The 14,604-nt window shown below is 34.6% G+C and carries 15 protein-coding genes; 11 read left to right on the plus strand and 4 right to left on the minus strand.

All coding sequences use genetic code 11. The features are described from left to right. Positions 1-11 precede the first annotated feature (11 nt). A complete protein-coding gene (locus HUW50_RS27595; RefSeq protein ID WP_396652645.1) occupies positions 12-758 on the plus strand; it encodes an ABC transporter permease subunit in 747 nt (248 codons plus the stop codon). Beyond that, positions 758-1,594, plus strand: a complete 837-nt coding sequence (locus HUW50_RS17350) for a sugar ABC transporter permease (protein ID WP_066331699.1) — start codon at positions 758-760, stop codon at positions 1,592-1,594. The genes HUW50_RS27595 and HUW50_RS17350 overlap by 1 nt, the downstream gene beginning before the upstream one ends. Before the next feature lie 78 nt (positions 1,595-1,672). Here the strand turns inward: HUW50_RS17350 and HUW50_RS17355 are convergent, their stop codons facing one another. Beyond that, positions 1,673-2,125: a YndM family protein gene (locus tag HUW50_RS17355; RefSeq protein WP_066331465.1), complete on the minus strand. Its 453-nt coding sequence runs from the start codon at positions 2,123-2,125 to the stop codon at positions 1,673-1,675. Positions 2,126-2,394: 269 nt separating this feature from the next. Between HUW50_RS17355 and HUW50_RS17360 the strand changes: the two genes are divergently transcribed. After that, a complete protein-coding gene (locus tag HUW50_RS17360) occupies positions 2,395-2,631 on the plus strand; it encodes a YczF family membrane protein (protein ID WP_066331462.1) in 237 nt (78 codons plus the stop codon). Here HUW50_RS17360 and HUW50_RS17365 read toward each other — a convergent pair. Genes HUW50_RS17365 through HUW50_RS17375 form a run of 3 tightly spaced genes read right to left on the minus strand, consistent with a single transcriptional unit; the run spans position 2,624 to position 6,553 of the window. Then, the gene (locus tag HUW50_RS17365) at positions 2,624-3,724 is read right to left on the minus strand and encodes a GerAB/ArcD/ProY family transporter (RefSeq protein WP_066331459.1); all 1,101 of its coding nucleotides are present in this window, start codon (positions 3,722-3,724) and stop codon (positions 2,624-2,626) included. The two genes, HUW50_RS17360 and HUW50_RS17365, sit on opposite strands and share 8 nt — an antisense overlap. Positions 3,725-3,757: 33 nt before the next feature. Then, positions 3,758-4,957: a Ger(x)C family spore germination protein gene (locus HUW50_RS17370; protein ID WP_066331452.1), complete on the minus strand. Its 1,200-nt coding sequence runs from the start codon at positions 4,955-4,957 to the stop codon at positions 3,758-3,760. Positions 4,958-4,981: 24 nt separating this feature from the next. Continuing rightward, positions 4,982-6,553: a spore germination protein gene (locus HUW50_RS17375; RefSeq protein WP_083964597.1), complete on the minus strand. Its 1,572-nt coding sequence runs from the start codon at positions 6,551-6,553 to the stop codon at positions 4,982-4,984. Between the two features lie 191 nt (positions 6,554-6,744). Here HUW50_RS17375 and HUW50_RS17380 point away from each other — a divergent pair, with 191 nt between their 5' ends. The 8 genes from HUW50_RS17380 to HUW50_RS17415 all read left to right on the plus strand — a co-directional run bounded on the left by HUW50_RS17380 (position 6,745) and on the right by HUW50_RS17415 (position 14,573). Next, entirely contained in the window at positions 6,745-7,143 is a 399-nt protein-coding gene (locus HUW50_RS17380) for a VOC family protein (RefSeq protein ID WP_066331449.1), read from the plus strand. 79 nt (positions 7,144-7,222) lie between these two features. Continuing rightward, complete coding sequence (locus HUW50_RS17385; protein ID WP_066331446.1) at positions 7,223-7,534, plus strand: DUF1806 family protein; 312 nt, start codon at positions 7,223-7,225, stop codon at positions 7,532-7,534. A 39-nt stretch (positions 7,535-7,573) separates the two neighbouring features. Further along, entirely contained in the window at positions 7,574-8,269 is a 696-nt protein-coding gene (locus HUW50_RS17390) for a PIG-L family deacetylase (protein WP_260445530.1), read from the plus strand. A 427-nt stretch (positions 8,270-8,696) separates the two neighbouring features. Beyond that, positions 8,697-10,436, plus strand: coding sequence for a cache domain-containing sensor histidine kinase (locus HUW50_RS17395; protein ID WP_066331441.1), 1,740 nt, complete (start codon positions 8,697-8,699; stop codon positions 10,434-10,436). After that, the gene (locus HUW50_RS17400) at positions 10,436-11,227 is read left to right on the plus strand and encodes a response regulator transcription factor (protein WP_066331439.1); all 792 of its coding nucleotides are present in this window, start codon (positions 10,436-10,438) and stop codon (positions 11,225-11,227) included. Before HUW50_RS17395 ends, HUW50_RS17400 begins: the two co-directional genes overlap by 1 nt. 107 nt (positions 11,228-11,334) lie before the next feature. Then, on the plus strand, positions 11,335-12,651 hold the full coding sequence (locus HUW50_RS17405; RefSeq protein WP_066331438.1) for an extracellular solute-binding protein: 1,317 nt from the start codon (positions 11,335-11,337) through the stop codon (positions 12,649-12,651). 127 nt (positions 12,652-12,778) lie between these two features. Further along, on the plus strand, positions 12,779-13,657 hold the full coding sequence (locus HUW50_RS17410) for a carbohydrate ABC transporter permease (RefSeq protein WP_066331435.1): 879 nt from the start codon (positions 12,779-12,781) through the stop codon (positions 13,655-13,657). A 16-nt stretch (positions 13,658-13,673) separates the two neighbouring features. Further along, a complete protein-coding gene (locus HUW50_RS17415; protein WP_083964596.1) occupies positions 13,674-14,573 on the plus strand; it encodes a carbohydrate ABC transporter permease in 900 nt (299 codons plus the stop codon). The last annotated feature ends 31 nt before the right edge of the window (positions 14,574-14,604 follow it).

A 14,604-nucleotide genomic window follows, 5' to 3' on the forward strand; every position in this document is an offset into this window, starting at 1 on the left:
AGCTATTTCAAATGAAAACTTGGAGTACAACTTTCTATGGTGTTTTTTCATGGACAGTGGTATGGGCAGTAATATCAACAATTACAACCTTCTTCTTAGGACTAATATTTGCTGTATTACTAAATCAAAAAGGAATAAAATTTAAGAAGTTTTGGCGAAGCATGTTTATCTTACCTTGGGCAATTCCACAATTTGTTTCAATATTAATTATGAGAAATATTTTTAATGGTGAATTTGGTCCATTAAACCGTTATTTAATAGAATTAGGTGTTATTCAAGGAGCAATCCCTTGGCTGTCAGATCCGTTTTTGGCAAAAGTAACGCTAATTGTTGTAAACATGTGGTTTGGCTTTCCCTTCTGGATGGTTTTGATGAGCGGTGTATTAACTAGTATTGATAAAGAAGTATATGAAGCAGCAGAAGTTGACGGTGCGACACAATTTCAAAGGTTTTGGAAAATTACCATGCCATTAATCATGTTTGCTACAGCACCTCTTGCAATCATGTCTTTTGCAGGAAACTTTAACAACTTTAATATTATTTATTTAATGACTGAAGGTGGACCGGTTAACATGGATTATTCATATGCGGGGTCTACCGATATTTTAATCAGTTGGATTTATAAATTAACACTTGATAATAGTCAATTTGCAGTAGCTTCTGTTGTCTCTATCTTAATCTTTATTGTGATTGCTACTTTCTCAATTATTAACTTTCGAAGAACAAGAGCATTTAAAGAGGAGGATATGATGTCATGATGGATGTTAGTTTAAAAAAGAAACTTAGCCATATAATGATTTATTCAATTTTAACGATTACAACTATCTTAATCCTATATCCTGTTATTTGGATTATTACTGGCTCATTGAACCCAGGTGATTCCTTATTCTCAACACGAATCATACCAGAATCATTATCACTTGCACATTATGAGTATTTATTTAAAGAAACAGATTATTTATTGTGGTATAAAAACACACTTAAAATTGCATTTTGGAATATGGTTTTTTCAACCTTTTTAGTGGTTACTGCAGCATATGCCTTTTCAAGATTTCGTTTTCCAGGTAGAAAGCAAGGGCTAATGACAATGCTTGTTTTGCAAATGTTTCCTGGGTTTATGGGGATGATTGCAATCTACATTCTATTATTGCAAATGAACTTATTAGACAATCATTGGGGGTTAATTCTTGTATATGCAGGTGGATCCATTCCCTTTGGTGCATGGCTTGTTAAGGGGTACTTTGATGGTCTACCCAAAAGTCTTGAGGAAGCAGCAAAAATTGATGGTGCAAGCCATGTGAAGATTTTTTATAAAATCATGATGCCACTTTCAAAACCAGTTTTAGTATTTATTGCAGTAACAAACTTTATCGGACCATGGATGGATTTTATCTTTGCCCAACTAGTCCTAAGATCGAGTGAAAAGAAAACATTGGCTGTTGGCCTATTTGAAATGGTCACAGGACGTGGAAATTCTGAATTTACAAACTTTGCAGCTGGTGCCGTACTAGTTGCTGTACCAATTACAATTTTATTTTTTATCTTCCAAGATCACCTAACTGAAGGACTGAAAGCGGGGGCAAATAAAGGGTAATTGTTTGAGGACAAATTTTTGGGGACAGTCCCTCAATGCGTTAACGTTGTAACGCAGTGGGGGACTGTCCCCCATTTTTTATTTATCCTTCTTCGTTAAATCTCTAATATCTTCTTCTTCCGCAAATTCCGTACCAAACGCCAGCGTAGGATTCATACCGGTACTTCTTCTTTCAGTTGTTTGTCCAACAGTAATGCGATCCTGTAAAAATAAATGAACAAAAACTTCGGCTACAGTCACGATTGTTGCAGAGATAATACTTCCCCAGCCAATTTGTAGATAATTGTCTAGAAGGATACTCCCGAATATCCACACGCTCAAGTAGGTTAACAAGAAATCTGTAACGGCAGCTGCTCGTTTCCCTAGTTGTGGTAGAATAATTAGCTCTCCTAATACATAAGAAGCAATCGTAACAAATAGACTGAAAGTGAGAATATCAACAAACGTCGCGTCAAAGAATAAATCAAGACCAAGTCCAAAAGCAAGCAAACAGGTCACAAATTTTATAAGTAATATTGTTATTTGTCTCATGATAAAACCTCCCGTTTATAGTTTAGATCAAAATTTGATTGTTCATACATTCCAAGAGACAAATTAGACGAAAGATTAATACGAATCTCTCTAAGGGAGGTAGCGAGGAATAATTATTTACACCGATTAGATATATAATCTTTCAAGGTGTAAGCATATTACCTGATTAAGATACCCTTTAGAATAGCAGGATTTTTGATAATATTGAAATGGCTAAAATGCACCAAGATCACAAATACTATATATACTCTGTTAATAAGGAGCTTTATATGAAAATAACTAGTATTGTCATTTTTTTGTTTTTTTTAAGTGTTGGAACAAATGTTTTTATGGACAAAGGTATCGGTTTAAGTAATTCACAGCTACTAGCCCATCAACTAAGTCCATTTTGGACGATGGGTGTAGGAGAATATTTTATGCTTATATTTCTTTTAGGAATTATAATAGGCCAGCCAATTTATTACAATATTAAAAATAAAGAACGTAATGAAGATGGATCTAATTAAGTTTATTTTTTAATCGATTTCGAACTGTTGCGATGATTAGCAGTATCAATGGGATTATAAAGAAAAATAATGGATGATAATATCGTAATACATTCCTTGCTTCTTCCATGTATTCTGAAAAATTAGAAGCAATCATCATGGATGAAAAGACGATAATACCACCAACAGGAAATAAAATTTGTTGATGATTATTCAACTTGAATAGATCAACTACACTAATAACCGTAACATATAAAAATATGGAAGCTTTGAAAAACACCGTTATAAATAGCGTGAAAACAACAATTGCATCAAGCCTTTGAATAAATTCTAAGAGGTTCACTTTGCCAATTGTTGTTAGCGTAGGAAAAGTTGTTCTTTCCATTACATCTACTCCAAGGACAGCAATATTTATACTTGCTGTCCAACTTAAAACAATACCTCCTGCTAACAATGCAGTTAGCCATACTTTTTTTACAGAGCCTGGTTTATTTAAATAAGGAAGGATCATGGTAAATACAATTAATTCACCAAACGGATGAGAGGTAATATCAAAGCCAGCTGTATGGATGATTGGTTTCCAGCCATCCTCTAGAAAAGGTCGTAAATGATTTAAATTGATACTTCCTGAAACAAGAATGAAAAAGTTTGCTGCAATGCCAAACAATAGTAATATGATAATAAATACTTCTGCTGTTCTGCCAAGTACTTCAATACCTAGATAAAGCACATAACAAATCACAAGAACAAATGAAATATGAATTGCTAACAGTGGTGTTTCTGTCATTGTCGATGACACAAGCAATTCGCTGAAATCACGAACCTGCCTAGATGTAATGTATAAAAAGTAGATAATATATAATACACCAATAAACCACCCTAAATATTTACCTACTATTTTTTGTGTATATCCAGTAAGTGGTAATGTAGGATATTGGCGAAATAGACGATAATAAATAAAAAATAGGACAATTCCACTGAATGTACCTAAAAGTATGGCTAACCAGGCGTCTTTTTTTGCGCCTATCCCATAACTTACAACTAGGGAAGTACCCATCTCAAACATAAACATCATAGCAAAGAGTTGAATAACACTTAACTTGGCTTTTTCCATATTCAAGAACCCCAATTTCCTAAAAATCTAAGCTTATTTTATATATGATTTTGTGCTCATGCCTGTCCGACGTATGATTGATTGTACAGAAACATTAATTTCTGTTTCAGGAAAGATTTCATCTTCCCATTTGTCTTCTATTTCTTTCCATAGTTGTTTATCTGCAATATTCACGTATTCACTAAAACCAAAAATATCGCTCTTTTCCTCTTGGGCCACTTTTAAAGTTGATATGATTTCTTCCTTTATTTCTTCATTTAACTTCTTTTCAAGCTCTTCAATCGTTTTATTTTTACTTAAATCAATGGAGCAAAGATTCTCAGAGACAGCTCCTTCAGTTTGAATTGAAACGTTGAGTATTGGTGTTTGGTTTTTTATTCTAACTTTAATGTTTGTTTTTGATGAAATAATCTCAATACCGATTGCTTCTTTTTGCTTCTGACAATCAAGAGTCATAGTGGTTCTATTTAATTTATTTTTGATCCAAGTAACACCATGTGCAGCATCTTTTTCCAACCATTTATCAAGTTTACCTTCTTTCATGATCGCCAAGCCTCTTGTTTCTATAAAAGTTTCCGGTGAAATTTGTTGGATATTCGTCCCAGCATTCCCTTTTTCAGCTGAACCGTTAATTTGAATTCCTGGAATAGTTAGACTACCATTATTTAATTTTGCAATTACCTCATCAGCTCGTACAGGTAAATACTCTCCCCATATTATTTCAGAGGATTCTAAGCTTGCAACCATTTTTGCAGTTGGAATTGGTATTAATGAAGTTGATATTTTTAAAGCATTTTCCGCTGTATTATCCCTTACAATGACAATTGGAAAAAGTTCACGAAAATAGGCATCACGCTCTATTAGATCCAACAAATCCAAAATTCCTTCTTTCGCTAATTCTTCGCTAATAATCATGATTTGGATGTGAGGGAAAAACAGTTCATTTGGTGCTTTTAATGATACTTTGTGAAATGCTTCTTTCAGAGTACTCCCTGTAGCTGAATATGTTGTAACAGGTGTAGCTTGAACTTTCCCTCCTTGTTGGCCTCCGGCGATCTGAGAAGGATTGATAATTTGAACAGTTGTACGATATCTATCATCGACTGAGTCACCACCTTTATCAATCCCGATCCCCGAAACTATACTAAGATCTTGTAGCTCGGCACTATCCCAGCAGCCTGATAAACAGATAAGTGATAGTGCTAAAACAAACATATAAGGTTTATGTTTCATTAAAATCCCTCTCTGATCCAATGTTTAATTTCTATTTTTTCTCTTTTGACTAATAAGTTGTGGACGCTTGGACATAAAAGGTTTTGGTAAGCGTAAAATCGCATCCTGTTGATCAGTAATAATTAAGGGAGCAAATGGAGCTAAATATGGAATTCCAAATGACCTCAGACTCACTGTATGTGCAACCAATAGTATGACACCTAATCCAATCCCATAAAGTCCAAAGGTACTTGCTAATATCATCATCATAAATCGAAGTAATCGAGTTGCATCTGTTAGTGAATAATGGGGGATTGTAAAGCTGGCAATTGCTGTTGCAGCAACAACAATGACCATCGCACTTGACACAATCCCAGCAGAAACCGCTGCTTCCCCTAATACGAGTGCACCCACAATTGAAACTGCTTGGCCAACAGGTCGAGGCATTCGCACACCAGCTTCACGTAACACTTCAAAAGTAAATTCCATTAGTAGTGCCTCGATAATAATAGGGAATGGAATAGATTGTCTCTGTGCAGCTATATTAATTAGCAAGGGAGTTGGAATTAATTCAGGGTGAAACGAAACAAATGCAATGAAAAGGGATGGACCAAGTAAAGTGATCAAAAAAGAAACAATTCTAATAAATCTTAAAAACCCAGAAATACTCCAACGTAAATAATAATCTTCTGCTGTTTGAATAAATTGATTCCAGGTTGCTGGAACGATCAAAGGGTTCGGTGTTCCATCAACAAAAATAGCCACACGTCCTTCAAGTAAGTTACCTGTAACCACATCAGGACGTTCTGTCACAAAGATTGTAGGCCAGGGAGTGTACACATCATCTGTAATCCATTCTTCAATAGTGTTGGAACCAAGAATTTCATCAACATCAATCTTATCAAGACGTTCTCTTACTTCGTTAAGTAGCTTATCGCTAACAATACCATTTAAATACATAATACCAATCTCTGTTTGCGTAATCTTTCCTAGCCTTCTTGTTTCTAGCCATAGATTTGGACTTTTAATTCTCCGACGTACCATGGATGTATTTGTAATAAGAGATTCAGTAAAACTCTCTTTTGGTCCACGAACCGAAGATTCTGCAGTAGGTTCTGATATTGAACGTAACTCTCCACCTTGAGAAGCACAGTTCAAAGCCTCAGATGAACCATCAACTAGAACAATTGTTTGTCCAGAGAGTAGATTTGAAAGCAAGTTTTTCATATCTGAAACAATTTCAACACTTGTAATTGTAATAATATGATCTTTTATATATGTCCCTAATTTATTTGGTGACAAAGGCTCTTCAAGATTATTGATATTAGTATCATTCATGAGTTTTTCAATAATAAAGTTCCCCATGATTTCCTTATCAATTAATCCGTTTACATAAATAGAAGCAACATTATGTAACAATGGTTTTCCCATGCTAAATTCACGAATGATTAAATCACCGCTATTTCCAAAAGCTTGTTTAATGTGTTGAATATTGGTATCAATTGAAGAACTTAGCTCTTCTGGATATTGTGTATTATTTGTATCATCAAAGCTTACCTTTTGTTGCATCTTTTCTTTTTTTTGTATTTTGAATAAACGGTTCCACGCACTTTTCATTTTTTTCAAACACTCCACTTAAAAAACTAATTGAATAATTATCTTATCTTGTCCTTTTTTTGTGTGTTCATACATTTTTTTCCTGTGGGTTATGCTTAATTCTTGAAGAATCCTATATAATGCATAATAGCGTTTTCATCTGCTATAATTAACTAAATTATTTGCATTATTACTAGAAGGAGTTGTCCAAAATGATCAATATAGAAAGCATCCACCATGTTAGTCTTTCAGTGACCGATTTACAGAAGGCAAAACATTTTTATGGTACACTACTAGGTTTCCAAGAATTGGAAAGACCAAATTTTGATTTTCCAGGAGCTTGGTATCAAGTGGGAAACCAACAGCTTCATTTAATTGTATACAAAGATTCTTCAACGTTACGTACAGAGCAAACGATTAATTCTAAAGATGGACATTTAGCTATACGTGTGAAAGATTATGGTGAAACATTGAACCATTTAAAGGAGTTAGGAATTGAAATAACAGAAAAACCGAATAGTAAAAGTGGCTTTGCGCAAATTTTCTGTATGGATCCCGATTTGAATTTAATTGAGTTTAATGTTGATCAAAAGGATCTTGTCGAAATCTAAAAAACTATAAAGTTGATTATTTCTTAGGGTAAACTTCCTGCTTTTTTCCTTTTACAATTTAGAGTGGAGGTGTTTTACAATGGTACCAATTCATTCTCAATCTCTTTTAGATAAACTCCAACAATGGCTCGGAACAAATATTTATCTTCACATTGAGATAAATCCTGGTGGTTACTTTAGAAATGGAAAAGCTACTTTATCAAATGTACATGTAAAAGGAGATCAATCATTTCGTGTTTTTTTAGAGATGGATCAGCAACAATCAATTATCCATGTTGATGATCTAACCCATATGTCAATATCCGAAGAATTGGTTGTAATCAGTGGTTATGATCATGTTGACCGCCTTGCTCGGACACTTGAAATAAGTTCTAAACCATTTGTACTTTAATCAATAGGCTTCATTATTTTAGGGAAAAGAAGGGGTTTAATGATGGCAACAATCTTGGCAGTGTTTGCTCACCCTGATGATGAGACATTCATATGTGGTGGAACGTTGGCTAAATATGCTTATGATGGTCACCGAGTTGTACTTGTTTGTGCTACAAAAGGGGAAATGGGCAGGAGAATGGGAGTTCCGCCAATTGCAACGAGAGAGAGTATTCCAAAACTACGAGAACAAGAGCTAATTAATGCATGCAAAGCATTACATATCGAGGAGTTACGTTTTTTAGGAATTCGTGATAAATTGCTAGAAATTCATCCATTTGAATCACTTACACAGATAGTTTATGAGCAGATGAATGATGTCAAACCAGATGCTGTGATAACCTTTCATGAAACACTAGGTGGTCACCCTGACCATTGTACAATCGGGCTTGCAACAAAATCAGCATTTGCAAGATATGCTAAAATAAATCGGGAAGCAGAACTATACTATGTTTGTTGGTCAAATGTAGCCCAAGATCCAAAAGTCTATGGTTTTTTACTGGAGCAAATAACAGAAATCAATGTCAAAAACGAACATTTACATAAGCTGCGTGCATACCGTGCTCATAAGACACAATCTGAAATGGATGCATGGGTGTGGGAGGATGATCAGAAAAGTGTAAGTCACTTTCAATCACATGAATATTTCATCAAAGCGCACGAGCCGTTTATCTTAAACAAGCAGTCATTGATTTAGTTAAATAAAAAAGTTGAAAAGGCAAGCGCTTAAAGTGCGCTTGCCTTTTCAACTTCCAACAATGTGAATCAGAGTGTTTTTTAAGAATACTCAACACCTTTAGTAATAGATGGAACTTTATAAAACCATCTTACCCTATATATTGCTTTACGTAACAAAATTGTTACAGGTAATATCGCAAATGATAAGCTAGGGAATAAGTGAAAAAGTATCATTCTCAAAGTTTATCCCTCCACATTGCAGTTTTTTGGTGTAATACACCATTTTCAGGTGTTCCTCAACCCTTTAAAATTATGTATCACAACTCAAAACTTATAAACCTATAAGTTAACTTAGTGATCTATGTAAAAATAATTATTTTTATGATAATGTATAAAAGCAAGATTCTGAAACTTTTAACTTAGCGTTTTTGAGAGGTTGAACTTATATGAGGTTAAGATTAGGTAAATATAATACATTGCGAAACCAAATTTTATTTGTCTTTTTAAGTGTGATGGTTATTGTCCTTTGTTTTGTAGGAATTATGACATATAACATTGTCTCTAGTTTGTTGAAAAATAATGGTGAAAAACAAATTCAACAAACAGCAATCGAAGCAAACGGACGTATGGAGTCACTTTACCAGCAAATTGACATGCTGACAAAGCAAGTTGCAACAAATTCTTATGTTCAACAGCTGCTATTGTCTGAAAAACAAGGTCAATATGCAAATTTTATAGAGAGACAAGCATTGATGCAAGTAGGAAACACCTTTCAAGTGTATTCAGATGGAATAAATGCATTTGAGCTTTATTCAACAAATTATCGAAAGCTTATTCCATTAGACGAGGATGGATTGTTTCACCGTGTTGATAACAGATGGATTGAAGCAGCAGATCAGGCTGAAGGTAAGTTAGTATGGATTGGGAAGGATCCAAATGAACCTGAATTTTTCCTGGCAATCAGACGTGTTAGTTTAATGGACCGCTGGTTTACAAATGGAGGTTATTTATTAGTACAAATACACGCAAAATATTTCGAATTCACTGAGACTAGTAAGGATCATGGTGAATATATGATTCTAGTCGATCAAAATAATAAGGCGATTACTTCGAATTATAAAGGTGAAATAGGGCCAATTATCTCTAAAAATGAAACAATGATTTCATTTAATGGAAACGATTACATGTTAGTTAAACAAAAATCTTCGATTACTGGTTGGACGTTACATATTTTAACACCTGTTAGTACCATAATGGAAGGAATCTCTGTTTTACGTGCAGCCATTATTTTATCAGGAGCATTTGGATTTTTGATTTTTGTAATATGCTCGGTGTTCCTGTCAACAATGATTACTAATCCGATCCTAAAATTGACGAAAACAATGAAAAAATCAGAGGGTGGAGAATTAACGTTAAATCCTGAAATCGCCTCAACGATTGAAATTAATGAATTAAATCAAACCTATAATCACTTAGTTGAACATACAAATCATTTAATTCAGGTTGTTTATGAAAAGGAAATCGTCAATAGTCAAGCCGAGTTAAAAGCATTGCAATCACAAATTAATCCACACTTTTTATTTAATACATTAGATGCATTATATTGGTCACTTGATGAAAAGGGCGAAGACGAATTGGCTGACTCGGTAATTGCCATGTCAGAGCTTTTTCGCTACACAATTAGCAGTCATAATCAAGATGAATGGGTTACATTAAAGCAAGAGCTAGAACATGTTGAAATGTATATGCAATTAATGGAAATGAGATTTGGAGAGCGCTTCACTTGGAGTGTTGATATTCCTTCAGACTATGAAAGTGTTAAAATTCCTAAACTAATCATTCAACCAATTGTTGAAAATGCTATTTTACATGGTGTTGGAAATAAACACGGAAAAGGCTTTGTCACGGTAAGTGTAAAACCTTCACCATCTACGAGCAATTTGATCATATTAGTAAAGGATAACGGGCCAGGGATGGACCAGGTAACGATTGATAAGATTATGACAAAAATAGAGGCTGGTAAAGTTACTTCCTTAAAAGGGAATGGGATGGCCATCGCAAACGTTAATAAGCGGTTACAACTATATTATAAAGAGTATGAGATAAGTAGAATTGCTATTAACAGTATAGTTAACGAAGGAACTTGCTTTACATTTGAGGTGCCAATAAATGGGGGTATTTTCTAATGCATAAAAAGACGATTTTAATTGTTGATGATGAGCCAAAAACAAGACAAGGGTTGAAAAAGACACTTGAAGGTTGGGCAGATGGGAAATATGAAATTATAAGTTCTGATGGTGCTAGTGCAGCGATAGAAATCCTAAAAGAAAGGAAGATTCATATATTAATAACCGATATTTCTATGCCAGAAATAAGTGGGATTGACATGTTGAAAATCTTAAAAACACAACAACAAAATCCAGTTGTCATTATTATTTCTGCCTATTCGGAATTTAGCTATGCCCAAGAAGCGATCCAATTAGGAGTACTGAATTATCTGCTCAAGCCGTTGAATAAACGTAAATTAATAGAAGCTGTCGAGCAAGCCGTAGAGGTTCAGGAAAAGAGAGAAAGAGAAGGTAAGATTCATAAAATCGTTGATGAGCGACTAGTAGATGTGAAGGAAGGCGAACGAAGAGAAGACACACCTATCAAAAGAGCGATGAATTATGTTGATGACTCCTTACATGAACAGCTCTCGTTAAAAGAAGTTGCGAGTTTAGTGCATTTAAATCCAAGTTATTTTAGTGTGTTATTTAAAGAGCAGGCTAATATGACATTTAGTGAATATGTGACTAGAAGCAGGCTTCAAAAGGCAAAGAATTTATTAATCGTTTCGAACCTATCTGTTGCTGATATTGCTGAAGAAGTAGGCTATAGTACCTCAAAATATTTTATCAAGCTTTTTAAAGAGTACGAGGGGCAAACGCCAAGTCAATATCGAAAAACAGCAATCATTAGTGAAACAGAAAACTAAAAAAAGTAGTACTTTCCCCAAACATTGTTACCTTATCTCTAAATTTATCCGATGCTATAATGAGCTTGTAAACGTACAACGAATCAAATCAAAGGGGGATTTTATACATGAGAAAGAAAGCGATTTCAATGTTGTTTGTACTTACAATGATGCTAGGGCTAATATTGTCTGGTTGTTCGAGTTCAAGTGAAACAAGTAATGAAGGTGGATCAGGCTCAGGTGATAAAGTAACTGTAAAGTTAATGCACTTATGGCCTGCTGGGAGTTCTAAGCAGCATAATATAATTGTCAACGATATTGCTGCAGAGTATGAGAAGGCTAATCCTGGTGTGAAAATTGAACAAGAAATTTTAAGTAATGAGCAATACAAAGAAAAGTTGAAAATATTATCTGCTTCAAATGAACTGCCTGATGTTGGAATGACTTGGGCTGCTGGTTTCTTAGAACCTTATGTAAAGGGGAATAAATTTGCTCCACTGGATGACATACTAGAAGGTGAGCTTGGGGAATCATTTATTTCAGGTACAACAGAAGCATATGCTTTAGACGGAAAAACATATGGTTTACCACTAGAGTTGAATATTGCACCAGTCTACTATAATAAGAAGATTTTTGAAAAATACAATCTAGAAGTTCCAGAGACATATGAAGAATTCAAAAATATTGTGAAAACACTAGCTGATAATGGAGTAACACCAATTACGTTAGGAAATAAAGATCGTTGGACAGGTTCATTGTGGTATATGTATTTAGCAGATCGCCTTGGTGGTCCTGAAACGCTAACAAATGCGATTAACCGTACAGGTACGTTTGAAGATCCAGCGTTAATTCAAGCTGCTGAAGAGATTCAAAGTTTAGTAGGTATGAATGCTTTTGTAAAGGGTTTCAATGGCTTATCGAATGATGAAGCGAAAGGACCGTTTATGAATGAGCAAGCTGCGATGTATTTAATGGGATCATGGGAATTGCCAAACTATACAACTAACGAAGATGTCCCTCAAGAATTCAGAGACTCAATCGGTTTCTTTAAATTTCCAACTGTTGAAGGTGGAAAAGGCGATATCAACAGCTTTGTTGGCGGGCCTGGTGTTGGTTTATTCGTATCAGAGAAATCTGAAGTAAAAGAAGAAGCAAAAAAATTCGTTGAATTCTTTGTACAAAAATGGGGAGAGAGATCTGTAACTGATGCTGGTGTGATTCCTGCTACTAAGGTTGATACTTCAAAGGTTGATTTACCACAAATGTATATTGATGTATTAGATGAACTGAATAACGCTAGCAATATTACGTTGTATGCAGATGTACAAATGAGTGCATCAGTTGCACAGGAGCATTTAAATATGATCCAAGCATTGTTTGGCGAACAAGCAACACCAGAGGAATTTGCGAAGAAGCATGAGGAAGCTCTTGCTAGTGAAGAGTAACATACAAGACGTTCATGTAAGGTTGTAATGTGGAAAAGGACATATCGATCATTTCGGGATATGTCCTTTTCTGTATCAAAAAGGTCATTATCGACCTTTAGTTTTTCATAGGAAAGGGGAGATCATAATGGATAAAGTAATGTCCAATAAATTAGTGATTACATTATATGTTTTGCCTGCACTTCTATTAATCTTAGTTTTAATCTATGTACCGATTATTTTAACTGGCTACTATGGACTAATGAAGTGGGATGGAATTGGAGAGATGTCATTTATCGGGTTAGAAAATTATACAAAGCTGTTAAAAGATGCTGAGTTTTGGAAAAGTGCCTTTCATTCGTTTTTACTAGCCATTTTTTCCGCGATTAGTTTAATCGGTTATCTTATAATTTCATTAATTCTAGCAGGCAAAATAAAGGGGGCAAACTTTTTAAGGAAGATTTATTTAGTTCCGATGCTGTTATCTTCGGTAGCGATTGCACAGCTTTGGCTAAAAGTCTACCATCCAACGAACGGATTAGTTAATAGTTTGCTAATTTCCTTCGGGATAGACAATCCACCAGCATGGTTAGCAGAACCAAACCTAGTTTTATCTGCACTATTCGTTCCAATTATTTGGCAATATGCTGGCTTTTATATTTTAATCTATTATGCCGCTTTAAAGAACATCCCTGAATCATTAATTGAAGCTGCGAAAATTGACGGGGCTAATGCGTTTCAAATTGCGTACAAAATTAAAGTTCCATTAATTGCAGGTGTTATTAAAGTAACGATTGTCTTAGCAATTGTTGGTTCATTAAAATATTTTGATTTAATTTACGTTATGACAGGCGGAGGACCAAATGGTTCTAGTGAGGTTATGGCATCTTATATGTATCAAAAAGCGTTTGGAACATATGACTTTGGTTACGGAAGTGCAGTAGGCTTCTTCCTATTATTGATTTGCCTAGTTGTGACATGGTTGATTCGTAAATTAACAGCAACTGATGAAGAAATTCAGTATTAAGAAAGGAGTAATGAAGATGAGCATGGTACAACAACAAAAACAACCAAACGTATCTACTCCATTAATAACTCAAAGACCTGCTAATGGAATCGTAAATCGCCTTGGGTATGGACTGCTATATTTAACATTAGGCATCATTGCAATCTTTCAAGTTTATCCACTGGTTTGGTTGTTCTTTTTCTCATTAAAGGATAATCAAGAAGTGTTCAACAATTCACCGTTTGCATTACCAACAAGTCCGAAGTGGGAAAATTATACGAAGGTTTGGACAGAAGGAAATATTAGTCTTTACTTTTTTAACAGTGTTTGGATCACAACTGTATCAGTGTTATTAACTGTACTTTTGGCAAGCTTTGTTACGTTTGCCATCACAAGAATGAAGTGGAAATTTAGTAAACTAGTCCTTGGCTTATTTATGGTAGGACTGATGATTCCTGTTCACTCAACGCTGATTCCACTATTTAGCTTCTTTTTAAAGGTTAATTTAATTGATCACCCATTATCTGTCGTTTTATCGTATACAGCATTCAACCTTCCAATTACGATCATGATTTTAATGGGGTTTTATTATACGCTACCTCGTGAGGTAGAAGAAGCAGCAATCATAGATGGATGTTCGATACACCGGATTTTCTTTCAAATCACACTACCAATGACAGCACCAGTTTTATCAACTACTGTCATCATCAATATGATTTATAACTGGAATGAATTTGTATTTATTAACACATTTATTAGTTCTGATAAGTATAAAACATTAACAGTTGGAATTCAGAACTTTATTGGGCAGTACATGACAGAGTGGGGTGCAATTGGTGCAACACTTATGATTAGTATTATCCCAATATTAATTGCCTTTTTCTTCTTTAGTAATCGAATTGTAGAAGGAATTGCGGCAGGCTCTGTCAAAGGATAATAAGTAACATACTAATATGGTAGAAGGAAGG

The sequence above is a fragment of the Metabacillus sp. KUDC1714 genome (assembly GCF_014217835.1).
In the GTDB taxonomy this organism is placed as follows: Bacteria; Bacillota; Bacilli; order Bacillales; family Bacillaceae; genus Metabacillus; species Metabacillus rhizosphaerae.

Excerpts from the sequence above, each read along its gene's own strand:
- HUW50_RS27595 (WP_396652645.1), top strand. The coding sequence starts at position 12 with ATGAAAACTTGGAGTACAACTTTCTATGGTGTTTTTTCATGGACAGTG.
- HUW50_RS17350 (WP_066331699.1), top strand. The coding sequence starts at position 758 with ATGGATGTTAGTTTAAAAAAGAAACTTAGCCATATAATGATTTATTCA.
- HUW50_RS17355 (WP_066331465.1), bottom strand. The coding sequence starts at position 2,125 with ATGAGACAAATAACAATATTACTTATAAAATTTGTGACCTGTTTGCTT.
- HUW50_RS17360 (WP_066331462.1), top strand. The coding sequence starts at position 2,395 with ATGAAAATAACTAGTATTGTCATTTTTTTGTTTTTTTTAAGTGTTGGA.
- HUW50_RS17365 (WP_066331459.1), bottom strand. The coding sequence starts at position 3,724 with ATGGAAAAAGCCAAGTTAAGTGTTATTCAACTCTTTGCTATGATGTTT.
- HUW50_RS17370 (WP_066331452.1), bottom strand. The coding sequence starts at position 4,957 with ATGAAACATAAACCTTATATGTTTGTTTTAGCACTATCACTTATCTGT.
- HUW50_RS17375 (WP_083964597.1), bottom strand. The coding sequence starts at position 6,553 with ATGAAAAGTGCGTGGAACCGTTTATTCAAAATACAAAAAAAAGAAAAG.
- HUW50_RS17380 (WP_066331449.1), top strand. The coding sequence starts at position 6,745 with ATGATCAATATAGAAAGCATCCACCATGTTAGTCTTTCAGTGACCGAT.
- HUW50_RS17385 (WP_066331446.1), top strand. The coding sequence starts at position 7,223 with ATGGTACCAATTCATTCTCAATCTCTTTTAGATAAACTCCAACAATGG.
- HUW50_RS17390 (WP_260445530.1), top strand. The coding sequence starts at position 7,574 with ATGATGGCAACAATCTTGGCAGTGTTTGCTCACCCTGATGATGAGACA.
- HUW50_RS17395 (WP_066331441.1), top strand. The coding sequence starts at position 8,697 with ATGAGGTTAAGATTAGGTAAATATAATACATTGCGAAACCAAATTTTA.
- HUW50_RS17400 (WP_066331439.1), top strand. The coding sequence starts at position 10,436 with ATGCATAAAAAGACGATTTTAATTGTTGATGATGAGCCAAAAACAAGA.
- HUW50_RS17405 (WP_066331438.1), top strand. The coding sequence starts at position 11,335 with ATGAGAAAGAAAGCGATTTCAATGTTGTTTGTACTTACAATGATGCTA.
- HUW50_RS17410 (WP_066331435.1), top strand. The coding sequence starts at position 12,779 with ATGGATAAAGTAATGTCCAATAAATTAGTGATTACATTATATGTTTTG.
- HUW50_RS17415 (WP_083964596.1), top strand. The coding sequence starts at position 13,674 with ATGAGCATGGTACAACAACAAAAACAACCAAACGTATCTACTCCATTA.